At 62.1% G+C, this 21,994-nt stretch carries 21 protein-coding genes; 19 read left to right on the forward strand and 2 right to left on the reverse strand.

Annotated features, from left to right (window positions below; genetic code table 11):
* Positions 1–33 precede the first annotated feature (33 nt).
* The 9 genes from C515_RS0112810 (at position 34) to C515_RS0112850 (ending at position 9,159) form a co-directional block, all read left to right on the forward strand.
* Entirely contained in the window at positions 34–687 is a 654-nt protein-coding gene (locus tag C515_RS0112810; RefSeq protein ID WP_028455865.1) for a phosphoribosylanthranilate isomerase, read from the forward strand.
* Entirely contained in the window at positions 684–1,895 is a 1,212-nt protein-coding gene (trpB, locus tag C515_RS0112815; protein ID WP_028455866.1) for a tryptophan synthase subunit beta, read from the forward strand. The genes C515_RS0112810 and trpB overlap by 4 nt, the downstream gene beginning before the upstream one ends.
* 45 nt (positions 1,896–1,940) lie before the next feature.
* Entirely contained in the window at positions 1,941–2,738 is a 798-nt protein-coding gene (trpA, locus tag C515_RS0112820; protein WP_028455867.1) for a tryptophan synthase subunit alpha, read from the forward strand.
* A 125-nt stretch (positions 2,739–2,863) separates the two neighbouring features.
* Positions 2,864–3,730 carry an acetyl-CoA carboxylase, carboxyltransferase subunit beta gene (gene accD / locus C515_RS0112825; RefSeq protein ID WP_028455868.1) on the forward strand — a complete coding sequence of 289 codons (867 nt, stop codon included), beginning with the start codon at positions 2,864–2,866 and terminating at the stop codon, positions 3,728–3,730.
* The gene (folC, locus tag C515_RS0112830; protein WP_043649442.1) at positions 3,730–5,019 is read left to right on the forward strand and encodes a bifunctional tetrahydrofolate synthase/dihydrofolate synthase; all 1,290 of its coding nucleotides are present in this window, start codon (positions 3,730–3,732) and stop codon (positions 5,017–5,019) included. Before accD ends, folC begins: the two co-directional genes overlap by 1 nt.
* A 2-nt stretch (positions 5,020–5,021) precedes the next feature.
* On the forward strand, positions 5,022–5,774 hold the full coding sequence (locus C515_RS0112835) for an SPOR domain-containing protein (RefSeq protein ID WP_028455870.1): 753 nt from the start codon (positions 5,022–5,024) through the stop codon (positions 5,772–5,774).
* Between the two features lie 7 nt (positions 5,775–5,781).
* On the forward strand, positions 5,782–6,273 hold the full coding sequence (locus C515_RS0112840) for a CvpA family protein (protein ID WP_028455871.1): 492 nt from the start codon (positions 5,782–5,784) through the stop codon (positions 6,271–6,273).
* A 71-nt stretch (positions 6,274–6,344) separates the two neighbouring features.
* Positions 6,345–7,877, forward strand: a complete 1,533-nt coding sequence (purF, locus tag C515_RS0112845) for an amidophosphoribosyltransferase (protein ID WP_028455872.1) — start codon at positions 6,345–6,347, stop codon at positions 7,875–7,877.
* A gap of 94 nt (positions 7,878–7,971) precedes the next feature.
* Positions 7,972–9,159 (forward strand): O-succinylhomoserine sulfhydrylase, encoded by a 1,188-nt coding sequence (locus C515_RS0112850; protein WP_043649444.1) that lies wholly within the window; start codon positions 7,972–7,974, stop codon positions 9,157–9,159.
* A 58-nt stretch (positions 9,160–9,217) separates the two neighbouring features.
* Here C515_RS0112850 and sstT read toward each other — a convergent pair whose 3' ends face one another.
* The gene (gene sstT / locus C515_RS0112855; RefSeq protein WP_028455874.1) at positions 9,218–10,480 is read right to left on the reverse strand and encodes a serine/threonine transporter SstT; all 1,263 of its coding nucleotides are present in this window, start codon (positions 10,478–10,480) and stop codon (positions 9,218–9,220) included.
* A gap of 185 nt (positions 10,481–10,665) precedes the next feature.
* On the opposite strand from sstT, the gene aroF reads away from it, so the two are divergent.
* The 10 genes from aroF (at position 10,666) to rfaE1 (ending at position 20,116) form a co-directional block, all read left to right on the forward strand.
* A complete protein-coding gene (gene aroF / locus C515_RS0112860; protein WP_028455875.1) occupies positions 10,666–11,682 on the forward strand; it encodes a 3-deoxy-7-phosphoheptulonate synthase in 1,017 nt (338 codons plus the stop codon).
* A gap of 14 nt (positions 11,683–11,696) precedes the next feature.
* Positions 11,697–12,569: a prephenate dehydrogenase gene (locus C515_RS0112865; protein WP_043649445.1), complete on the forward strand. Its 873-nt coding sequence runs from the start codon at positions 11,697–11,699 to the stop codon at positions 12,567–12,569.
* 285 nt (positions 12,570–12,854) lie between these two features.
* Positions 12,855–13,844 (forward strand): aldo/keto reductase, encoded by a 990-nt coding sequence (locus C515_RS0112870; RefSeq protein WP_028455877.1) that lies wholly within the window; start codon positions 12,855–12,857, stop codon positions 13,842–13,844.
* Between the two features lie 41 nt (positions 13,845–13,885).
* On the forward strand, positions 13,886–14,554 hold the full coding sequence (cmk, locus tag C515_RS0112875) for a (d)CMP kinase (protein ID WP_028455878.1): 669 nt from the start codon (positions 13,886–13,888) through the stop codon (positions 14,552–14,554).
* A gap of 198 nt (positions 14,555–14,752) precedes the next feature.
* Entirely contained in the window at positions 14,753–16,423 is a 1,671-nt protein-coding gene (gene rpsA, locus C515_RS0112880; protein ID WP_028455879.1) for a 30S ribosomal protein S1, read from the forward strand.
* Between the two features lie 16 nt (positions 16,424–16,439).
* Positions 16,440–16,724 carry an integration host factor subunit beta gene (locus C515_RS0112885; protein WP_028455880.1) on the forward strand — a complete coding sequence of 95 codons (285 nt, stop codon included), beginning with the start codon at positions 16,440–16,442 and terminating at the stop codon, positions 16,722–16,724.
* 122 nt (positions 16,725–16,846) lie between these two features.
* Positions 16,847–17,143 (forward strand): lipopolysaccharide assembly protein LapA domain-containing protein, encoded by a 297-nt coding sequence (locus tag C515_RS0112890; RefSeq protein ID WP_028455881.1) that lies wholly within the window; start codon positions 16,847–16,849, stop codon positions 17,141–17,143.
* Positions 17,144–17,202: 59 nt separating this feature from the next.
* On the forward strand, positions 17,203–18,375 hold the full coding sequence (gene lapB / locus C515_RS0112895) for a lipopolysaccharide assembly protein LapB (RefSeq protein WP_051304911.1): 1,173 nt from the start codon (positions 17,203–17,205) through the stop codon (positions 18,373–18,375).
* Between the two features lie 80 nt (positions 18,376–18,455).
* On the forward strand, positions 18,456–19,148 hold the full coding sequence (pyrF, locus tag C515_RS0112900; protein ID WP_043649446.1) for an orotidine-5'-phosphate decarboxylase: 693 nt from the start codon (positions 18,456–18,458) through the stop codon (positions 19,146–19,148).
* A 32-nt stretch (positions 19,149–19,180) separates the two neighbouring features.
* Positions 19,181–20,116, forward strand: a complete 936-nt coding sequence (rfaE1, locus tag C515_RS20930; protein WP_051304912.1) for a D-glycero-beta-D-manno-heptose-7-phosphate kinase — start codon at positions 19,181–19,183, stop codon at positions 20,114–20,116.
* A gap of 18 nt (positions 20,117–20,134) precedes the next feature.
* On the opposite strand, the gene C515_RS0112910 is transcribed toward rfaE1, so the two are convergent.
* Positions 20,135–21,931 (reverse strand): GGDEF domain-containing protein, encoded by a 1,797-nt coding sequence (locus C515_RS0112910; RefSeq protein ID WP_028455884.1) that lies wholly within the window; start codon positions 21,929–21,931, stop codon positions 20,135–20,137.
* Positions 21,932–21,994: the final 63 nt, after the last annotated feature.

Here is a 21,994-nt window from a genome sequence, read left to right on the forward strand (position 1 = left end):
GGGCTCTGGTTAAATACTTCAATGGGTTTGTGTATGCATCCTCGCATCAAGGTGTGCGGCCTGCGTGATGGCGCAACGGCCAGGGCCACGGCGGAGCTGGGGGCCGATGCCATCGGCCTGGTTTTCTATCCGCCCAGCCCCCGTCATGTCGATCTGGCCCAGGCGCGCGAGGTGGTCGCGGCACTGCCGGCGTTCGTGATGTCGGTTGGCCTGTTTGTCGATGCCGATGCCGCCTTTGTGCGCGACATGGCGGAGCAGGCGCCGCTGGATCTGCTGCAATTTCATGGCGAGGAAAGTCCGGAATACTGCGCGCAATTCGGTCGCCCTTTTATCAAGGCGATTAGGGTCAAACCCGGACTGGATTTGCTAGAATACGCGCTTTCCTTCGCTGCTTGCGGCGGCCTGTGCCGAGGTCTGCTGGTCGATGCCTTTGTGGAGGGCGTGCCCGGTGGCACCGGCGCCAGTTTCGACTGGTCTTTGCTGCCGGAATCGCTGCCTCTGCCTCTGCCGCTGATCCTGTCGGGTGGCCTGCATCCGGAGAATGTGGTTGCGGCAGTCCGGCAAGTCCGGCCCTGGGCGGTCGATGTCTCCAGCGGAGTGGAAAGCAGCAAGGGAATCAAGGATCTGGGCCGCGTGTCCGCATTTATCCAGGCAGTGCAGTCTGCCGCAACGAGGGATGGTCAATGAACGATAAAGCCAATTACAGCCTGCCGGACGAGCAGGGCCATTTCGGCATTTTCGGTGGCATTTATGTTGCCGAAACCCTGATTCCGGCACTGGATGAACTGCGGGTCGAATTCGAAAAGGCCATTGCCGATCCCGAATTCATGGCCGAATACCGCAATGAACTGAAGCACTATGTAGGCCGTCCCAGCCCGATCTATCACGCCAAGCGCTGGTCGGAAGAACTCGGTGGCGCGCAGATCTATCTCAAGCGTGAAGACCTGAACCACACCGGTGCGCACAAGGTGAACAACACCATCGGCCAGGCGCTGCTGGCCCGCCGCATGGGCAAGAAGCGCGTGATCGCGGAAACCGGCGCCGGCCAGCACGGCGTGGCATCCGCCACCGTTGCTGCCCGCTATGGCATGGAATGCGTGGTTTACATGGGCGCCGAAGACGTGGCCCGCCAGGCGCCGAACGTGTTCCGCATCAAGCTCTTGGGCGCGACCGTCGTGCCCGTCGAGAGCGGCTCGAAGACGCTGAAAGACGCGATGAACGAGGCAATGCGCGACTGGGTGACCAATATCGACAGCACCTATTACATCATCGGCACCGCGGCCGGCCCGCATCCCTACCCGAAGCTGGTGCGCGAATTCCAGAAAATCATCGGCGAGGAATGCAAGACCCAGATCGTCGAGATGATCGGCCGCCAGCCCGATGCCGTGATTGCCTGTGTGGGTGGCGGCTCCAACGCCATCGGCATGTTCTACCCCTATATCGAAGTCGAAGGTGTGCGCATCATCGGCGTTGAAGCCGGTGGTGACGGTGTCGAAACCGGCCGTCACGCTGCGCCGCTGACGTCGAACGCCAAGCCGGGCGTGCTGCACGGCCAGCGCTCCTTCCTGATGCAGGATGAGAACGGCCTGATCGTTGAAACGCATTCGATTTCTGCGGGTCTGGATTATCCGGGTGTCGGTCCGGAGCACAGCTACCTCAAGGACATCGGACGTGCCGAATACGTCGCCATCAACGACGATGAAGCGCTGGCGGCCTTCCATGACCTGTGCAAGTACGAGGGCATCATCCCGGCGCTGGAATCCAGTCATGCGCTGGCGCAGGCCGCCAAGATGGCCAAGACCATGAACAAGGACGAAGTCCTGCTGGTCTGCCTGTCCGGTCGTGGCGACAAGGATATTCCTACTGTTGCCAAGATGTCGGGTATTCAGCTCTAAGCCAATCACACGAAAGCCTGTAAAGCCATACCTGGAAGCCTATACATGTCCCGAATTCAATCCACGCTGGAAGCCCTCAAGGCTTCCGGCCGCAAGGCGCTGATTCCCTTCATTACCGCCGGCGATCCGCAGCCGGATGCCACGGTTGCCGCCATGCACGCGCTGGTGGCCGGCGGCGCCGACATTGTCGAGCTTGGCGTGCCTTTTTCCGATCCGATGGCCGATGGCCCGGTGATTCAGCGGGCGTCCGAGCGGGCGCTGGCGCACGGCATGACGCTGACCCGCGTGCTGGCCATGGTGGCGGAGTTCCGCAAGACCGACAGCAAGACGCCGGTCGTGCTGATGGGCTACGCCAATCCGGTGGAGGCCATGGGCTATGAGGCCTTTGCCGAAGCGGCCCGCGCTGCCGGTGTCGACGGCGTACTGACGGTGGATCTGCCGCCGGAAGAGGCCGAAGCCTGCGCTGCCGCGCTGAAAGCCCAGGGCATCGATCTGATCTTCCTGCTGGCGCCGACCACCACGGAAGACCGGGTGGCGCATGTGGCCCGGCTTGCCAGCGGCTATGTGTACTACGTGTCGCTGAAGGGCGTCACCGGTGCGGCCAATCTGGATGTCACCAGTGTTGCCGACAAGCTGGCGACACTGCGCCAGCATCTGAGCATCCCGATCGGGGTCGGTTTTGGCATCCGCGATGCCGCGACGGCGCAGCAAGTGGCGGGCATTGCCGATGCGGTGGTGATCGGCTCGCGCTTGGTGCAGGAAATGGAAGCCGGCGCCGCCGGCCTCAACGATCGTCTGACCACCTTCCTGACGGGTGTGCGTCAGGCGATGGATCAGGCATAATCCGCCGCTTTGCAGAATCTGTTGAACGGGCCGGGCGTTCCGGCCCGTAGCCATGCTGATTGCGCCGGGCCGGTCGTGCCTGCTGCAACACCGACTGGTATCAACAGGCAGTACAGGAGATTCCCATGAGCTGGTTGCAAAAACTGCTGCCACCGAAAATCAAGAGCCGCAATAACGGCGGCAAGTCGGGCGTGCCCGAAGGATTGTGGAGCAAGTGCAACGCCTGCAGTGCCGTGCTGTACCGCACGGACCTGGAAAACAATCTGGATGTCTGCCCGAAATGCGGTTACCACAATGCCGTGCCCGCACGCCGGCGACTGGACATCCTGCTGGATGCCGAGGGCCGTTTCGAGATTGGCGCGGAAGTGCGTCCGGTCGACATCCTCAAGTTCAAGGACAGCAAGCGCTATCCGGATCGCATCAGTGCCGCCCAGGAAGACACCGGCGAAGACGATGCGCTGGTGGTGATGCAGGGCGCAATCCATAACGTGCCGTGCGTGGTCGCCGCCTTCGAATTCAAGTTCATCGGCGGTTCGATGGGCTCGGTGGTGGGCGAGCGTTTCGTGCGTGGCGTGAAAACCGCGCTCGACAACAATCTGCCCTTCGTCTGCGTAGCCGCTTCGGGCGGCGCCCGCATGCAGGAAGGCTTGAATTCGCTGATGCAGATGGCCAAGACCAGCGCCATCCTCACCAAGCTTTCCGAGCAACGCCTGCCTTTCGTTTCCGTGCTCACCGATCCGACCATGGGCGGTGTTTCGGCATCGTTTGCCTTCCTGGGTGACGTGGTAATCGGCGAGCCCGGCGCGCTGATCGGCTTTGCCGGCCCGCGCGTGATCGAGCAGACCGTGCGCGAAACCCTGCCAGAAGGGTTCCAGCGTTCCGAGTTCCTGCTGGAAAAGGGCGCGATCGACATGATCGTCGACCGTCGCGACATGCGCCGCAAGCTGGCCGACCTGCTGACGTTGCTCGGCAAGCAAGCCGCCATCGGCTGATGCTGCCGGCCAAACCGCACGCCAGCGCCACGCTTGCCGAGTGGCTGGCCTATCTCGAAAACCTGCATCCGCGCGCCATCGACATGGGGCTCGAGCGTGTCGCCACCGTGCGCGACCGCCTGGGGCTGAAGCCCGGCTGTCCGGTGCTGACCGTGGGTGGCACCAACGGCAAGGGTTCGGTCTGCGCCATGCTGAGCGCCATGCTGAGCGCGGCCGGCTACAAGGTCGGCACCTACACTTCGCCACACCTGCTGCAGTACAACGAGCGGGTGATGGTCAATCTGCAGCCGGTCAGCGATGCGTCGCTGACTTCGGCTTTCGCCGCCATCGACGCCGCCCGGCAGGATGTGTCGCTGAGCTATTTCGAGTTTGGCACGCTGGCAGCGGTCATGGTGTTCATGGCTGCGGATGTCGATGTCATGGTGCTGGAAGTCGGCCTCGGGGGGCGGCTGGATGCCGTCAATGCCTTTGATGCCGACGTCGCGGCCATCGTCAGCATCGGGCTTGACCATCAAGCCTATCTGGGAGACACGCGTGAAGCGGTTGCGCAGGAAAAAGCGGGCATCTACCGCGCTGGCCGCCCTGCATTTTGCGCGGACCCGGAGCCGCCGCAAAGCCTGCTGGCAGCGGCCGCGCACTGCGGATGTGAATTGCACCTGATCGGGCGCGATTATGGCTACCAGCGCAATGGCGAAGGCCAGCAATGGTCCTGGTGGGGGCCGGGCGCGGCGCGACGGCATGCCTTGCCCTTGCCGGCCCTGCGCGGTGCTTACCAGCTGGGCAATGCCGCGCTGGCCATTGCCATGCTCGATGCCTGCAAGGATCGGCTTGCCGTGCCACTGGGCGCCATCAAGCGCGGTTTGCTGGAAGTCGAGTGGCCGGCACGTTGCCAGGTATTGCCCGGCAGGCCAGTAACAGTGCTGGATGTGGCGCATAACCCCCATGCTGCTGTCGTCCTGCGCGAAAGCTTGCAGCAAATGGGCTTTGCCGCGCGCACGCATGCCGTCTTCGGCATGATGCAGGACAAGGATATTCCCGGTGTCGTCGCGCAACTGGCCGATCTCGTTGATGTCTGGCACCTTGCGAGCCCCGAGCTGCCACGCGCGGCACCGACCGCGATGATGGCCGAAGCCGTCGTCGCTGCTGGCAGCACGGCCGAAGTCCATCAGCATGAATCGGTCGCCGCAGCCTACCGGGCTGCCTGTGAGCGTGCAGGCGAAGCTGATAGAATCCTTGTCTTCGGATCCTTTTACACCGTGGCGGAAGTGCTTGCCGCCAGGAATCATTGAGCATGGCCAATCAAAACCTTTCCGAAGAGCTGCTGCAACTCAGGAAGCGCGCCCGGCGCCGGCTGATTGGCGCCATTGCCCTGGTCATTTTTGCCCTGTGCGTACTCTGGACCGCGCTGGACAGCCAGCCGCCGGCGAGCATGGTTTCCAGCCAGCCTGTCGAAGTCATTTCCAGCGCACCGGCGCTTGCGGCTCCGGTTGCCGCCGTGCCGGCCGCCAGTGAAACGCTCGCCGCGGAAAATGCCAACGCCGATGTGGTGATTGCCAGTGCCGGTGCCAGCCTGGCCAGTGAAGCCTTGCCGGGCCGTCTGGTCAATGTCCAGCAACCTCCTGCTGAAACCGCAGCGGAAGAGGTCGAGCCGGTCGCTCCCGCAGTCGCCCCCACGCCGAAGGCCAAGCCGACGCCAAGGCCCACGGTCAAGCCGACCAGCCGCCCCGTGGTCAAGCCCACGACTGATCCGCAGCGCATTCTCGATGGCCTTGATGATCCTTCCTCCCCGACACCCAAGCCGGCCGCCAGGGCCGAGCGGTATTTCATCCAGGTGGGTGCCTATTCCGATGCGGCCAAGGCGGCGGCCATCGTCGCCAGAATGAAGGGGGCCGGTCTGCCGGCCAGCAGCGATACGGTCGAGACCAGGGAGAAGGGTACACTGACGCGTGTCCGTCTTGGTCCCACCAGCAACGAAGCACTGGCGCGCGAATGGCTGGCCAAACTGCAGGCGCTGGGTCTGGATGGCCGGATTGTGACCAAGTAAGAATGCGATGACCCTGTTCGACTATGTGGTGCTGGTCATCATCGGACTCTCCATCCTGCTGTCGGTCATGCGCGGGCTGGTGATGGAGGTGCTGGCCCTGCTGGCCTGGGTGCTGGCTGTCTGGCTGGCCTGCCAGTATGCCGATGAGCTGAGCGTGCTCGCACCGGCGAGTCTGCCCAATGACAGCCTCCGCTACCTGGCGGCCTTTGTCGCGATCTTTTTCCTTACCTGGGTGGTATCGGCCATTCTGCGCATTACCCTGAATGCCTTCCTGAAGGCTTCGGGCCTCAAGCCGCTGGACCGGATCATGGGGGCCGGCTTTGGCCTGTTGCGCGGTTATCTGTTTGTGTTGATGCTGGTGATTCTGGCTGGCCTGACCAGTCTGCCGCGCCAGCCGCTCTGGCGGGATGCCATGTTCAGCAGCGTGCTGGAAGAGAGCGTGGGCTGGGTGAGGCCCTGGCTGCCGGCCGTGCTGGGACAGAATCTCAAATATGAGTAGTGCGGCATGGCCAGCTCCGGCCTGCCTGTGAAGCAAATTGTTGTTTTCTTGGATTCAAAGGGACTTAACCCATGTGTGGCATTGTCGGCGTCGTGGCCAAAACACCGGTAAATCAGTTGCTCTATGACGGTCTGCTGATGCTTCAGCATCGCGGGCAGGATGCGGCAGGGATCGTAACGGCCGAAGGCCAGCGCCTGCACATGCACAAGGGCCAGGGCCTGGTGCGCGATGTCTTTCGCACGCGCAATATGCGTTCGCTGCTTGGCAATGCCGGCATTGGCCATGTCCGTTATCCGACCGCCGGCTCCGCGTCCAGTCTGGCCGAGGCTCAGCCGTTTTATGTCAACAGCCCGTTTGGCATCGTGCTTGCGCACAATGGCAATCTGACCAATGACAAGCAGCTCAAGGACGAGATGTACCGCACCGATCTGCGGCACATCAACACCAACTCCGACTCGGAAGCGCTGCTGAATGTGTTTGCCCACGAACTGTCGCGCCGTGTGCAGGGGCCGCATCTGGATGTCGCCACCATTTTTGATTCGGTCGCCGCTGTCCATCGCCGCGTGAAGGGTGCCTACGCCGTTGTTGCCATCATTGCCGGTTTCGGCCTCGTGGCCTTCCGCGATCCGCACGGCATTCGTCCCCTGTCGCTGGGTCGCCACGACACGGCCGAGGGGGCCGAGTATGTGGTTGCCTCCGAATCGGTGGTGCTCGATACCCTGGGTTTCCGCTTCGAGCGCGATGTCGCGCCGGGCGAAGCCCTGTTCATTGCTTTTGATGGTCAGCTGCACAGCAAGCAATGCCATCCGAGTCCGCAGCTGGTGCCCTGCATTTTCGAGCACGTGTATTTCGCGCGTCCGGATACCGTCATCGACGGCATTTCCGTGCATGAAGCGCGCCTGAAAATGGGCGAGCAGCTGGCCGAGAAGGTGCGTTCGATGGTGCCGGCGCTGGATATCGATGTCGTGATCCCGATCCCGGACACCAGCCGCGACTCCGCGATGGAGCTGGCGCTGGCGCTTGGCAAACCGTATCGCGAAGGCTTCATGAAAAACCGCTATATCGGCCGCACCTTCATCATGCCGGGCCAGGCCAGCCGCAAAAAGTCGGTGCGCCAGAAACTCAATCCGATCGCGGTCGAGTTCCGTGGCAAGAATGTGCTGCTGGTTGATGATTCCATCGTGCGTGGCACGACTTCCAAGGAAATCGTGCAGATGGTGCGCGATTGCGGCGCGAAAAAGGTTTACCTGGCTTCGGCTGCGCCGCCGGTCAAGTTCCCTCATGTCTACGGCATCGACATGCCCACGCGTGCCGAGCTGATCGCCACCGGGCGCAATGCCGAGCAGATTGCCGCCGAAATCTCGGCCGATGCAGTCATTTACCAGGATCTGTCGGCCTTGATCCAGGCCTGTACGGACGCTAGCGGTGGACGCATTACCAAGTTCGAAACATCCTGCTTTGATGGTAATTACATCACTGGCGATGTCAGCGATGCCTATCTTGACGAGCTGGAGGCCAAGCGCCTTTCACCCTTGTCGACGAAGGCCGAGGCCAGTGCCAATCTCGATCTGAATATCGGTGTGGCCGAGCAGAACCTGATCTAACACCGTTACAGCAGGGGCGCTTGCCCTGCTTGATAATCGGTGTAAGCCAATAATAACCACGGGGGCAGTTGCCCCCGTTGTCGTCTGGAGACGCATGATGATTTTTGACGAGTTTGATGAATTGCACCCGGAAACGCTGGCCGTGCGCGCCGGCTCCCTGCGCAGTGAATTCGGCGAGCATTCCGATGCCTTGCACCTGACTTCCAGCTTTTGCGTGGGCAGCGCCGAAGAGGCATCGCTGAAATTCACCAACCAGATTCCGGGTTATATCTACTCGCGCTTTACCAACCCGACTGTCACCGCCTTCGAGCAGCGCCTGGCGGCGCTGGAGGGCGGGGAGACGGCGATTGCCACCGCCAGCGGCATGGCGGCCATCCTGTCGCTGGGCATGGCGCATCTGAAGGCGGGTGATCACGTCGTCGCATCCAATGGCCTGTTCGGCGCAACCATCCAGTTGTTCAATACCTATTTCAGCAAGTTCGGCGTCGAAGTCAGCTATGCAGCCCCGACCGATCCAGCGGCCTGGGCTGCGGCAGTCAGGCCAAATACCCGGCTGTTTTTCCTGGAAACACCCAGCAACCCGCTGACCGAGGTCGCCGACATTGCCGCCATCGCGGCAATTGCCCATGAGAATGGCGCGATTCTGGCGGTCGACAATTGCTTCTGCACGCCAATCCTGCAACAGCCGCTGAAGCTGGGCGCCGATCTGGTCGTCCATTCCGGCACCAAATACCTGGATGGCCAGGGGCGTGTATTGGGCGGGGCAGTGGTTGGCAGCAAGGCGCTGGTCGACCCCGTCTATCTCTTTCTGCGCACGGCCGGCCCCAGCCTGTCGCCATTCAATGCCTGGGTGATGCTCAAGGGGCTGGAGACGCTGCCGCTGCGCATGCGTGCACACTGCGACAATGCCCTGAAACTGGCGCAATGGCTGGAAGCCCAGCCGCAAATCGAGCGTGTTTTCTACCCGGGCCTGGCCTCGCATCCCCAGCATGCGCTGGCGGCACGCCAGCAAAATGGCGGTGGCGGCATCGTGTCTTTCGAGGTCATAGGGGGCAAGGATGCCGCCTGGAGGCTGGTCGATGCCGTGCAGTTGATGAGTCGTACCGCCAATCTGGGTGATACGCGCACCACGATTACCCATCCGGCAACCACAACGCACGGTCGGGTCACGGCGGAAGCACGCGCAGCGGCAGGCATCCGTGATGGCCTGATCCGCATCTCGGTCGGGCTCGAGCATGTCGATGATCTGATCGCCGATTTGCAGCGCGGCCTCGCCGGCTGATGAGAAACAGGCCACCCGGGGTGGCCTGTTGTCATTCAGGACTGCTGACAGGGCGGGCTTACGCCGTTTCGTTGGCGAGCGTGCCGGCTGCGGCCTGGCCCGCGCCTTCCCGGGCCGATTCGGCAGCGATGCAGGCAGCGGCGGTGAACAGCACGTCGGTCGAGCTGTTGAGTGCCGTTTCAGCCGAATCCTGCACGACACCGATGATGAAACCAACGGCAACCACCTGCATGGCCACGTCGTTATTGATGCCAAAGAGGCTGCAAGCCAGCGGAATCAGCAGCAGTGAACCGCCTGCCACACCCGAGGCGCCGCAGGCGCCAATTGCGGAAATCACGCTCAGCAGCAATGCTGTCGGCAGATCCACCTTGATCCCCAGGGTATGCACGGCGGCAAGGCCCAGTACGGAGATGGTGATGGCTGCGCCCGCCATATTGATCGTGGCGCCCAGCGGAATCGAAACCGAGTAGGTGTCTTCGTGCAGGCCCAGGCGCTTGCACAGCTGCAGGTTGACCGGGATGTTGGCCGCCGAGCTGCGGGTGAAGAAGGCCGTGATGCCGCTTTCACGCAGACAGGTGAGTACCAGCGGGTAGGGGTTGCGGCGAATGGTCAGGAACACGATCAGCGGGTTTACCACCAGTGCCACGAAGACCATGGCGCCGACCAGCACCAGCAGCAGGTGCGAATAGCCCAGCAAGGAGGCAAAGCCGGTAGTCGCCACCGACTCGGCCACCAGGCCAAACACGCCAAAGGGCGCAAAGCGGATGACCAGCTGCACGATGCGGGTGATGGCGCCGGCTACTTCCGTGATGGCCTCTTTGGTCGTGGCGCTGGCGTGCTGCAGGGCAATGCCCAGTGCCACGGCCCAGGCCAGGATGCCGATGTAATTGCCGCCGGCAATGGCCTTGACCGGATTCTCGAAGACCTGGAACAGCAGCGTCTTCAGTACTTCGGTGATGCCGCCCGGCGCCGTCGTGCTGCCGGCAGGCGCAACCAGGGTCAGGCTGGACGGGAACAGGAAGCTGGCGGCTACGCCGACCAGCGCTGCAGCGAAGGTGCCAAGCAGGTAGAGCACGATGACCGAGCGCATATTGCTGTCGCCGCCTTGCTTGCGGGCAGCGATCGAAGCGGTCACCAGGAAAAACACCAGCACCGGTGCGACTGCCTTCAGCCCGCTGACAAACACCGAGCCGAGCAGGGCGGCGGATTTGCCCAGGGTCGGCGACAGTAGCGCGACGACAATGCCCATTGCCATGCCGCACAGGATTTGCAGGACGATATTGCCCCGCAGGAAGGATTCGAAGATTGCTTTCGGATTCATGGCCCGGCCTTTTTACGCGAGATGCACACGACAGCATCAGAGCACGGCCGGCGGTGCGCATATATTGGGAGAAGCGCTAACATGCCTGTCGCATCCCGGGCTGCGGCGGCGAAAAACCGGCAGGCCGGGACTTGCCGCGGGGCGTCTGCTAGAGTTACGGCCTTGAACAGGATTGAGGTGTGACGATGATAATCGTGATGCAGTATCACGCCAGTGATGCCCAGATCAGCAATGTGATTGGCCACATTCGCGAAGCGGGCCTGAAGGAACATGTTTCGCGTGGCGCCGAGCTGGTGATCATCGGCGCCATCGGCGACGAGGACAAGCTTGATCCGGCCCGCTTTGAGGTCCTGCCCGGTGTCGAGCGCGTTACGCGCGTGGCCAAGCAGTACAAGATCGTATCCCGTGTCACGCATCCGGCCGGCTCGGTGATCAGGGTGCGCGGCATTCCCATCGGTGGCGAACAGATCCAGGTGATTGGCGGCCCGTGTTCGGTGGAAACGCCGGAGCAGATGGCACTGGCTGCTCAGGGTGTGGTGGATGCCGGTTGCCGCATGATGCGCGGCGGCGCCTTCAAGCCGCGCACCAGCCCGTATGCCTTCCAGGGCTTGGGCGTACAGGGGCTGGAATACCTGAAGGAAGCCGCTGGTCGCCACAATCTGCCCATCGTCACCGAGCTGATGGACGTGCGCATGCTCGATACCTTCATGGAGTATGACGTCGACGTCATCCAGATCGGCGCACGCAATATGCAGAATTTCGACCTGCTGAAAGAAGTGGGGCGCGTGAACAAGCCGGTGATCCTCAAGCGTGGCCTGTCGGCCACCATCAGCGAATGGCTGATGGCCGCCGAGTACATCGCCGCCGGCGGCAACCATCACATCATTTTCTGCGAGCGCGGCATCCGTACCTTTGAAACGGCCTACCGCAATGTGCTCGATGTGACCGCGATTCCGGTGCTGAAACGGGAAACACACCTGCCGGTGATCGTTGACCCCAGCCATGCCGGCGGCAAGGCCTGGATGGTGCCGGCACTGGCGCAGGCGGCGGTGGCCGCTGGCGCAGATGGCCTGCTGATCGAGATGCATCCGAATCCGTGCGAAGCCTGGTGCGATGCCGATCAGGCGCTTGCGCCCGGCGAGCTCGCACAGCTGATGAAAACCCTGGCAGCCATTGCCGGTGCCGTGGGGCGCAGCCTGTAATCATGGATGCTGCAATGAAACCTTTGAACAAGCTGGTGCTGCTGGGCGCCGGCCTGATTGGCGGCTCGTTCGCGCTGGCGCTCAAGCGCGCCCGACTGGTCAGGGAAGTGGTCGGCGTCGGCCGCAGCCTCGCCAATCTGGAACGCGCCATCGAGCTGAAAGTCATCGACGTCGCCACTCAGGATGCCGCCGCAGCCGTGGTCGGCGCGGATCTGGTGATGCTGGGTACGCCGGTGGGGCAGATGGGGGCACTGATGGAAAAAATTGCCCCGCACCTGGACAGCGCTTGCATCGTCACCGATGGCGGCTCGACCAAGCAGGACGTGGTGGCGCTCTATCGTCACCACCTGCCGCGACAACTGGCGCACTGCGTGCCAGCCCACCCGATTGCCGGTTCCGACCTCAGTGGTGCGGCCGCCGCCCAGTATGGACTGTATGAAGGCAGACGCATTGTCATCACGCCCTTGCCGGAGAATGCGCCCGAGAGTATCGCGCGCGTTCGGGCGCTCTGGGAGGCGTGTGGCGGGATCGTGCACGAGATGGACGCCGCCGAGCATGACGGCGTCTTTGCCTGCGTCAGCCATGTGCCGCATCTGCTGGCCTTTGCCTACATGAATGCCGTGCTTGATCGCCGCAATGCCGCACGTTGCCTGGATTTCGCCGCCAGCGGCTTTCGCGACTTCACCCGCATCGCCGGCTCGCATCCGGAAATGTGGCGCGACATCACCCTGGCCAATCGCGAGGCCATCCTGGCCGATCTGCACACCAACCGCGTCCAGCTGGAACGGCTGATCGCGCTGGTCGAAACCGCCGAGCCGGCAGCGTTGACGTCCTACATCGAACGGGCCAGCAAGGCGCGCAGCAAATGGGGCAAGTCGGGGGGGTGAAGAGAACATCCCTGCGTCTGTTTGTGATTGATGCAATGGGGTATATCAGTAAAGCCTATTTGCAGAAAGGGCTTTGGCCGTATACCTCCATTTTTGCTGTCCCATGGCTTTGCTTCCATATCGCCTGGGCCGCCGGGCTGGCACCCGGAGAGTGAGGAAGCGGCAGTGATATGCAGCAAGGCCGCGCATTGTTATCCGCTCTTGCCATAATGGCTTGCAGGTATATCCGGGCCGCATTTCCTCGGCCAGACTCTGCTTATTTACCCACCAGCAGGAGTAGTCCAGATGGTCTATCAGGCAGCTGCAAACCGTTATGAATCGATGCCTTACCGTCGCTGCGGCCGCAGCGGTCTGATGTTGCCGGCGATTTCGCTGGGGCTGTGGCACAACTTCGGCGAAAACCGGCCCTTCGACAACAGCCGGGCGATGGTCCTGCATGCCTTCGATCATGGCGTCACGCATTTCGATCTGGCCAACAACTACGGTCCCAAACCCGGAGCGGCCGAGGAAACCTTCGGGCGCGTGCTGGCGCAGGACCTGCGCGCGTATCGCGACGAATTGATCATCTCGACCAAGGCCGGCTGGCGCATGTGGGACGGACCCTATGGCGAGTGGGGTAGCCGCAAGTATCTGATGGCCAGCCTCGACCAGAGCCTCAAGCGCATGGGGCTGGATTACGTTGACATCTACTACTCGCATCGCCCCGATCCGGATACGCCACTGGAAGAAACCATGGGAGCGCTCGATGCCATCGTGCGCCAGGGCAAGGCACTGTATGTCGGCATCTCGTCCTATTCCGCCGAACAGACTGCAGAAGCGGCGCGCATCCTGAAAGCATTGGGCACGCCGTGCCTGATCCACCAGCCGAGTTTCTCGATGTTCGATCGCTGGATCGAGGGTGGCCTGACGGCCGTGCTGAAAGAGCAGGGCATCGGTTCGATCGCCTTCTGCCCGCTGGCGCAGGGCCTGTTGACCAGCCGCTACCTCAATGGCGTGCCGGCAGATTCGCGCGCGGGATCGGAAGACAACCCCTTCCTGACACCGGAAAAGGTCGACGCGCGCATTGCCCAGATCAGGGCGCTGAATGCCATTGCCGAGGCGCGCGGCCAGACGCTGGCGCAGATGGCGCTGGCCTGGGCGCTGCAGACGGTGACCTCGGTGATCATCGGCGCCAGCCGGGTGTCGCAAATCGAAGAAAATCTCGGTGCCGTGCGCAAGCTGGATTTCACGAACGATGAGCTGGTGCGCATTGAAGAAATACTGGCAAGTGTATAGGCTTGCATCCTTTCACTTGATTAGCTTGCAGGTATATACCCATGGTTGTTTCCGTCATCGCCATTGATGGCCCGTCGGCTTCCGGCAAGGGTACGGTTGCGCAGCGTGTCGCTGCCGTACTCGGTTTTCATTACCTTGATTCTGGCGCCCTCTATCGCCTGACCGCCCTCGCTGCCGAGCAGGCCGGCGTGGACTGGGCTGACGAAGCCGGCGTGGCGGCAGTGGCCGAAGGGCTTGCTGTCGTGTTTGCCGGCGAGCGTGTCACCCTGGGGGGCGAGGACGTCAGCCTTGCGATCCGCAGCGAACACATCGGCGTTGGCGCCTCGAAGGTGGCAGCCCTGCCGGCGGTGCGCACCGCCTTGCTGCAGCGCCAGCGCGATTTCGCGCGGGCGCCCGGACTGGTTGGCGATGGCCGCGACATGGGCGAGGTGATCTTTCCGCACGCGCAACTGAAGGTCTTTCTGACCGCAACGGCTGAGGCGCGCGCCGAGCGGCGCTACAAGCAGCTGACGGGGCGCGGTGAAGCCGCCGATCTTGCGGCCATTGCCGCTGATCTGGCCGCACGCGACGAGCGTGACCGCAACCGCCCCGTGGCGCCGCTGCGCCAGCTGCCGGATGCCCGGCTGCTGGATACCACGGCGATGGGTATCGAGGAAGCCGTCGCGACCGTGCTGGGCTGGTGGCGGGAGAAAACCACACTAAACACTTGATCGATAAAAGGGATTTCTTTAAAATATCGCCTTCGCTGCGGACTGGGTCTGCCAGCGAAGCAGCCCCGCAAGGGGTGTTTGCCGGCCGGATGCGCAATGCTTCCCGGCCTTTTGTTCAACTTACCCCGCTCGCAGGCGAGTTGGCCTGACGGGCAAATTGGATCCTATCCCAATATGACTACTGCTACTTTGTCCGGCATGGACAGTTTTGCCGCCCTGTTTGAAGAAAGCCTCAAGAGCCAGGAAATGCGCTCCGGTGAAGTGATCACCGCCGAGGTGGTTGGCATCGACAACAACTGGGTGACTGTCAACGCCGGTCTGAAGTCCGAGTCCCTGATTGCCCTCGAAGAATTCAAGAACGACAACGGCGACGTTGACGTCAAGATCGGCGATTTCGTGACCGTTGCCATCGACAGCCTGGAAAACGGCTATGGCGAAACCAAGCTCTCCCGCGAAAAGGCCAAGCGTCTGGCTTCCTGGATCGAGCTGGAAGATGCCCTGGAAAAGGGCGCCATCATGTCCGGCGTGATCTCGGGCAAGGTGAAGGGCGGTCTGACCGTCATGGTCAACGGCCTGCGCGCTTTCCTGCCGGGTTCGCTGGTCGACACCCGTCCGATCAAGGACACCACCCCGTTCGAAGGCAAGCAAGTCGAGTTCAAGGTTATCAAGCTCGATCGCAAGCGCAACAACGTGGTTGTTTCCCGTCGTGCCGTACTGGAAGAGTCCCTGGGCGAAGAGCGTCAGAAGCTGCTCGAAACCCTGAAGGAAGGCGCGATCATCAAGGGTATCGTCAAGAACATCACCGACTACGGTGCGTTCGTTGATCTGGGCGGTATCGATGGCCTGCTGCACATCACCGATCTGGCATGGCGCCGTGTCAAGCACCCGAGCGAAGTTCTGGCCGTGGGTGATGAAGTTGAAGCCAAGGTTCTGAAGTTCGATCAAGAGAAGAACCGCGTATCGCTGGGTCTGAAGCAACTGGGCGAAGATCCGTGGGTGGGCCTGTCCCGTCGCTATCCGCAAGGCACCCGCCTGTTCGGCAAGGTGACCAACCTGACCGACTACGGTGCGTTCGTGGAAATCGAACAGGGCATCGAAGGCCTGGTGCACGTGTCCGAAATGGACTGGACCAACAAGAACGTTCACCCGTCCAAGGTTGTTCAGCTGGGCGACGAAGTCGAAGTGATGATCCTCGACATCGACGAAGAAAAGCGTCGTATCAGCCTGGGCATGAAGCAATGCCTGGCCAACCCGTGGGAAGAGTTCAGCCAGAACTTCAAGAAGGGCGACAAGCTGCAGGGCGCGATCAAGTCCATCACCGATTTCGGCGTGTTCGTGGGTCTGCCGGGCGGCATCGATGGCCTGGTTCACCTGTCCGACCTGTCCTGGCACGTTGCCGGCGAAGAAGCTGTTCGCAACTACAAGAAGGGCGACGAAGTCGAAGCCGTGGTTCTGTCCATCGACATGGAAAAGGAACGCATCAGCCTCGGCATCAAGCAACTGGAAGGTGATCCGTTCAACAACTACGTTGCTTCCAGCGACAAGGGCACCATCGTGCGCGGCACCGTGAAGTCCCTGGATGCCAAGGGCGCTGTTGTTGGTCTGGCTGACGACGTTGAAGGCTATCTGCGCGCCACCGAAGTGTCGCGTGACCGCGTTGAAGACATCCGCACCGTCCTGAAGGAAGGTGATGAAGTTGAAGCCATGATCATCAACGTTGATCGCAAGAACCGTTCGATCAACCTGTCGATCAAGGCCAAGGACGCCGGTGAAGAGAAGGCTGCCATCAGCCAGCTCTCCAACGATGCTTCCGCTGGCACCACCAACCTTGGCGCCCTGCTGAAGGCCAAGATGTCCGGTCAGGAATAAGTCCGGAGTGGTAAGCATGACCAAATCCGAACTCATCGCAAAGCTCACCGCCCGCTATCCGCAGCTGGTGGCGAAGGATGCAGAGTTGGCCGTCAAAACGATACTCGATGCCATGGCCAAGAGCCTGTCGCAAGGCCAGCGCATCGAAATTCGTGGCTTTGGCAGCTTCGATCTGAACTACCGGCCGCCCAGAATGGGGCGCAATCCGAAATCGGGAACCAAGGTAGCGGTGCCCGAGAAGTTTGTGCCGCATTTCAAGGCGGGCAAGGAGTTGCGTGAACGCGTTGACGTCAACGCGTAAGCCCGACTTCTGACCGAAAAAGGCGACATTCGCAAGAATGTCGCCTTTTTTTACAAGTGCGGGCAGGGCTGTGCGCCATGCTTTCCGCTACAATACGACAGTTTCTTATTGCGGAAAGCCCCATGCGCTATCTCTTGTGGATCATCAAGCTGGCCCTGTTTGCCGTGTTGTTTGATTTCGCGATGAAAAATGCCGCCCCCATCCGGATCCAGTTCTTTCTGGGTTATGCGCTGGAGGCACCACTGGCACTGGTCCTGCTGCTGACCGCCGTACTGGGTGTCGTGCTGGGGGTGCTGGCGGGTCTGGGCAAGACGGTGCGCCTGCGTCGCGAGCTGCTGGTATTGCGTCGCGAGCGAAAACGCGCAGATGCGGCAGGGCAGGATGCCGAGCAATTGTTGCCGCCCCGCGAGGCCCTCTGAATCCCCGTACAGCCAGCCGCATGGCCTGGTTTTCCTGCACTTACTGAAATGACTTCCGAATGATTGAAATCCAGCTCTGGTGGCTGATCATCCTGCCCGTGTTTTTTGGCCTGGGCTGGCTTGCTGCCCGCATCGACATCAAGCACGTGCTCGCGGAAACCCGTTCGCTGCCGGCCCAGTATTTTCGCGGACTCAATCATCTGCTCAATGGCGAGACCAATCGTGCCGTCGAGGTCTATGTCGACATTGCCCGCCACCATGTCGAAACCAGCGAGCTGCAATTCACGCTGGGACACCTGTTCCGGCGGCGTGGCGAACTGGAGCGCGCCATCCGCATGCACCAGAAGCTGCTGGATCGCAAGGATCTCAGCGATAACCAGCGCCAGCAGGCGCAGCTGGAGCTGGCCATCGATTTCATGAAGGCCGGCCTGTTTGACCGTGCCGAACACCTGCTGCACGAACTTGCCGACACCGATTTTTCCCGTCAGGCCAGGGTGGAGCTGCTCGGCATTTACCAGCAAGAGCATGAGTGGCAGAAAGCCATTGAGCTGGCCGGACATTTGCGCGATGACAGCCACAATTACCAGCATGAAATTGCCCACTTTCACTGTGAACTGGCTGCCCATGCCCTCCTGCACAAGCACCCCGAGCAGGCGCTGAGCGAGCTGCAAGCGGCCCTGCAGGCCAATCGCCAGTGCGCCCGCGCCCGGGTGATGTTTGGCGAGCTCGCCTTCAAGCAGGAAAAATTCGACGAGGCCATCGGTGAATGGCTGGCGATGGAGCGTCAGGATGTGCTCTATCTGGCACTGGTTGCCCGTCAGCTGCTGGCTGCCTATGACGCGCTTGGGCGCAACGAGGACGGTGAAGCTTACCTGATCGGCCTGCAGCAACAGCATCCCGACCTGGATGTGCTCGACATCCTGTATGAGCGCATCCTCGCGCGCAGTGGTCCGGAAGCTGCCAGTCGCTTCGTGCGCGAACGCTTGCGCGAGCATCCGACCATGCCGGGCTTGCGCAAGGTGCTGGAAGCCTATCTGCAACTTGCGCCTGACGACCAGAAGCCCGATCTGGAAATCATCGTGCGTCTGCTGCACGAAGAAACCCGCGAAAACGCGCTTTATTATTGCCGCTCCTGCGGTTTCAAGACCCGCCAGTACTTCTGGCATTGCCCGGCCTGCAACGAGTGGGAAAGCTATCCCCCGGTGCGCGGCTTGCGGCGCATTACCCATTAGCAGGCCGCAGAAACAGCTGCGCCGCGTTTTTTCCCGGCGTAGCCGGAATGAACGCATCAGAAATAAACCAAGAGGTCATCATGTCTGATCCCCGTGTCATCGTCGCGCTGGATTTCCCTGGCGCCACCCAGGCGCTCGCCTTTGCCGAGCGCGTCTCCCCGCAGCAATGCCGCCTCAAGGTGGGCAAGGAGCTGTTTACCAGTGCCGGGCCGGCACTGGTCGAGCAACTGGTCGCACGCGGCTTCGATGTCTTTCTTGATCTGAAATTTCACGATATTCCCAACACCACGGCGCAAGCCTGCCTGGCCGCCGCCAGACTGGGCGTCTGGATGGTCAATGTGCATGCCAGCGGCGGGCGCAAGATGCTGGAAACCACGCGCAATGCACTCGAAGCCTTGCCGCAGCGCCCCTTGCTGATCGCCGTCACCGTGCTGACCAGCATGGGTGAGGAGGAACTCGCCGAGCTGGGCTTGCCTGCCCCCGCCCAGCAGGTCGAGCGACTGGCCCAGCTCACGCACGATTGCGGGCTGGATGGCGTGGTCTGCTCGGCGCAGGAGGCTGCGCGCCTGAAAACCCTGTGCGGTCAGGATTTCCGCCTGGTTACGCCCGGCATCCGCCCGCTGGATGCCGCCGCCAATGATCAGACCCGCATCATGACCCCCGAAGCTGCGGTGGCCGCCGGGGCTGACTATCTGGTGATTGGTCGCCCGATTACCCAGAGTCCGGATCCGCTGCTGACACTGCAGCGCATCAACGCCAGTATTGCCGCCTGAGCGGTCATGACACTTATGCGAAGGGGTAGAAGATGAACTGGTCCGAACGTCTGGCGCAAGCGCGCGTGCTGGTGGTGGGGGATGTAATGCTGGATCGCTACTGGTTCGGCGATGTCGAGCGCATCTCGCCGGAAGCGCCAGTGCCCGTGGCACGCATCCAGCGCACCGACGAGCGTGCGGGTGGTGCTGCGAATGTGGCGCGCAATATTGCCGCGCTCGGCGGACAGGCTCACTTGCTTGCCGTGGTGGGCGATGATGAGGCCGGCACCGCGCTTGAGCGTCTGCTGACAGCCCATGGCGTCAAGGCTTCCCTGCATCGCGATCCGGAAATCAGCACCACGGTCAAGCTGCGCGTGCTGGCGCGCCAGCAGCAATTGCTGCGCATTGATTTCGAGAACGAGCCCAGTCATGAAATCCTTGCTGCCAAGCTCGACCAGTTTGCCGCGCTGCTGCCCGGAGTGGATGTCGTCATCCTCTCGGATTACGGCAAGGGCGGCTTGCGCCATGTGCAGAAGATGATCGAGGTAGCCCGCCAGCATGGCAAGCCGGTGCTGGTCGATCCCAAGGGTGACGAATACGGCCGCTATCGCGGTGCGACGCTGCTGACGCCCAATCGCAGCGAATTCCGCCAGGTGGCCGGCCGCTGGCGCGACGAGGCGGAGCTGACCGCCAAGGCTGCAGCCCTGCGCGAAGAGCTCGATCTTGACGCCTTGCTGGTGACGCGCAGCGAGGAGGGCATGAGCCTGTTTGCGCGCGACGAGGTCGTGCACAAGCCCACGGTTGCGCAGGAGGTATTCGATGTTTCGGGCGCCGGCGATACGGTGATCGCCACGCTGGGACTGATGCTGGCTGCCGGGCTCAGCCTGCCCGACGCGATGGACTGGTCCAACCGTGCCGCAGGCATTGTCGTGGCCAAGCTGGGTACGGCGGTGGTCTTGCCCGAAGAGCTGTTTGCCGGCCAGCCCTGAACGGCTCAGACACAGAACTCAGAATTGGGGTGGGGTATAGGTCTCCACCCTATTCTTGCCGGCCTTCTTGGCCATATACATGGCATGGTCTGCACGCTCAAGCGCTGCTTGCGTGCTGTCGCCGGGCTGGATTTCGGTGACGCCGGCACTGAAGGTGATCAGCAGCTTTTCATTGTTGTGCAGGAAAAAGCGCCGAGTCAGCTCGCGCTGCACCCGCTGCATGGCAGCCACTGCAGCGGCGCTGTCGGTTTCCGGCATGATGAGTACGAATTCCTCGCCACCATAGCGCGCCACCGAATCCATGGGGCGGACAATGGCCTTGATCACGCCCACCAGATGGCGCAATGCTTCATCGCCGGCGCCGTGTCCGCGTGAGTCGTTCAATTTCTTGAAGTTGTCGATGTCGAGCAGCGCCAGCGCCAGTGGCGAGCCGGTGCGCTGGCTGCGCGCCATTTCGGTTTCCATGGCTTCTTCCATGCCGCGCCGGTTCAGCGCGCCGGTGAGCTGGTCTTCACGCACGCGGCTGCTGAGCTCGCTCAGCTCGTTTTCCAGCTCCTGCACGCGCTGGTGCGCATCATCCGCGCGCTGCCGCGCCTCCTGCAGTTCGTCACGCGAGCGCTGCACATCGAGCTGCATGCTGCGCGTATCCTGCAGCAGCCCTTCCATCACGTCGCGGATGCTGCTGAGGTCGTTGGCTTTCTCGATCCGTTCGGCGTAGCTGCTGATGCGGTCGTGGTAGCGGTCGGTGCTTTGCGACATCACGCCAAGCCGGTCAATGAAGGAGGCCAGCATTTCCTTCAGCGCCGCCTGGGCCTCGACCAGCGAATGCTTGAGCTGGCTCTGCTTGAACAGCACTTCCTTCAGCCCCGATTCGGCATCGTAGATGACGCGCATGTCCAGCGGCTGCGCCATGATGCTCTGCACCACGGCGATCTGGCCACGCACCCACTCGTCCTCGATCACGATCTCGGCCATATTGTCGGTCAAGAGCCGCAGCAGGTTCATCAGGCCATCGCACAGGCGCATTTCCTGATCGTTCTGCAATTCCAGCCGCAACCAGAATTTGCGCAGGCGCGGCAACAGCTTTTCGAAACCGGCGTCATCACTGACGGTGGCCGCTTCGGTGGCGAGCGAGGCGGCCTCCTGCTGCAACTCGGGATTGTGGCTCAGGCGTGCCTGCAGGCCGATTGTCAGGGTGCTGCTCAGGGCATTGGCCCAGCTGCCGTGGGAAACCGCTGTCTCGGCAGTTGCCGCCGTCGCTACCGCTTCGGCGCCAATGGCCGGCGCATCGGCCGCCTCGATCAGACCGCCGATGTCCCCGCCGGTATCGCCTTCGGCCCAGGCCTTGACCAGCGAGGCCAGCTTGTCGTTGAGTTCATCGGAGTTGTTGCCGAAATTGATCAGCACTTTCTCGAGGCTGGCCTGCTTGCGGCTGGGCGTGTACACCGGATTGCGCAAATCCCATTGCCGGATCAGGTCACGAATCAGCTCGGCCCAAGCTCGGCTCAGCGCCCCCTGGGCGCTGCTGGTCTGCACGCAGCGAAACAGCAGCTCGGGCAGTTCGGGCCACTGTTCAGTCTGGGCCAGCTTGCGCAGCTGTCCCAGTTGCCGCTGGCCTTCCGGGCTGGATTGCGAGCGCTGGTCCAGCGCAGCGAGAATTTCCCGCAGGGCCGGATGCAGGCGCTCGGCTTCGGCGGTGCCGGCGATTTCATGAAAAATCGCTTCATAATGATCCGGTGTTGGCGGCACCCGTCGCACCGCCAGTTGCTTCAGCGTTTCTCGGGCAATGTCGGTGGGATTGGTCGAGGATTTCATGGCCAGGCACTGCGAGCGAATTCCGGAGCTGCAGTATATGCCGCCACAAAAGCATCAGGCCAC

The organism is Chitinilyticum litopenaei DSM 21440, from assembly GCF_000428145.1.
Taxonomy (GTDB): Bacteria; Pseudomonadota; Gammaproteobacteria; order Burkholderiales; family Chitinibacteraceae; genus Chitinilyticum; species Chitinilyticum litopenaei.

Bases quoted from the DNA above. Each gene is read 5' to 3' on its own strand.
- C515_RS0112810 (WP_028455865.1), top strand. From the start codon at position 34: ATGCATCCTCGCATCAAGGTGTGCGGCCTGCGTGATGGCGCAACGGCC.
- trpB (WP_028455866.1), top strand. From the start codon at position 684: ATGAACGATAAAGCCAATTACAGCCTGCCGGACGAGCAGGGCCATTTC.
- trpA (WP_028455867.1), top strand. From the start codon at position 1,941: ATGTCCCGAATTCAATCCACGCTGGAAGCCCTCAAGGCTTCCGGCCGC.
- accD (WP_028455868.1), top strand. From the start codon at position 2,864: ATGAGCTGGTTGCAAAAACTGCTGCCACCGAAAATCAAGAGCCGCAAT.
- folC (WP_043649442.1), top strand. From the start codon at position 3,730: ATGCTGCCGGCCAAACCGCACGCCAGCGCCACGCTTGCCGAGTGGCTG.
- C515_RS0112835 (WP_028455870.1), top strand. From the start codon at position 5,022: ATGGCCAATCAAAACCTTTCCGAAGAGCTGCTGCAACTCAGGAAGCGC.
- C515_RS0112840 (WP_028455871.1), top strand. From the start codon at position 5,782: ATGACCCTGTTCGACTATGTGGTGCTGGTCATCATCGGACTCTCCATC.
- purF (WP_028455872.1), top strand. From the start codon at position 6,345: ATGTGTGGCATTGTCGGCGTCGTGGCCAAAACACCGGTAAATCAGTTG.
- C515_RS0112850 (WP_043649444.1), top strand. From the start codon at position 7,972: ATGATGATTTTTGACGAGTTTGATGAATTGCACCCGGAAACGCTGGCC.
- sstT (WP_028455874.1), bottom strand. From the start codon at position 10,480: ATGAATCCGAAAGCAATCTTCGAATCCTTCCTGCGGGGCAATATCGTC.
- aroF (WP_028455875.1), top strand. From the start codon at position 10,666: ATGATAATCGTGATGCAGTATCACGCCAGTGATGCCCAGATCAGCAAT.
- C515_RS0112865 (WP_043649445.1), top strand. From the start codon at position 11,697: ATGAAACCTTTGAACAAGCTGGTGCTGCTGGGCGCCGGCCTGATTGGC.
- C515_RS0112870 (WP_028455877.1), top strand. From the start codon at position 12,855: ATGGTCTATCAGGCAGCTGCAAACCGTTATGAATCGATGCCTTACCGT.
- cmk (WP_028455878.1), top strand. From the start codon at position 13,886: ATGGTTGTTTCCGTCATCGCCATTGATGGCCCGTCGGCTTCCGGCAAG.
- rpsA (WP_028455879.1), top strand. From the start codon at position 14,753: ATGGACAGTTTTGCCGCCCTGTTTGAAGAAAGCCTCAAGAGCCAGGAA.
- C515_RS0112885 (WP_028455880.1), top strand. From the start codon at position 16,440: ATGACCAAATCCGAACTCATCGCAAAGCTCACCGCCCGCTATCCGCAG.
- C515_RS0112890 (WP_028455881.1), top strand. From the start codon at position 16,847: ATGCGCTATCTCTTGTGGATCATCAAGCTGGCCCTGTTTGCCGTGTTG.
- lapB (WP_051304911.1), top strand. From the start codon at position 17,203: ATGATTGAAATCCAGCTCTGGTGGCTGATCATCCTGCCCGTGTTTTTT.
- pyrF (WP_043649446.1), top strand. From the start codon at position 18,456: ATGTCTGATCCCCGTGTCATCGTCGCGCTGGATTTCCCTGGCGCCACC.
- rfaE1 (WP_051304912.1), top strand. From the start codon at position 19,181: ATGAACTGGTCCGAACGTCTGGCGCAAGCGCGCGTGCTGGTGGTGGGG.
- C515_RS0112910 (WP_028455884.1), bottom strand. From the start codon at position 21,931: ATGAAATCCTCGACCAATCCCACCGACATTGCCCGAGAAACGCTGAAG.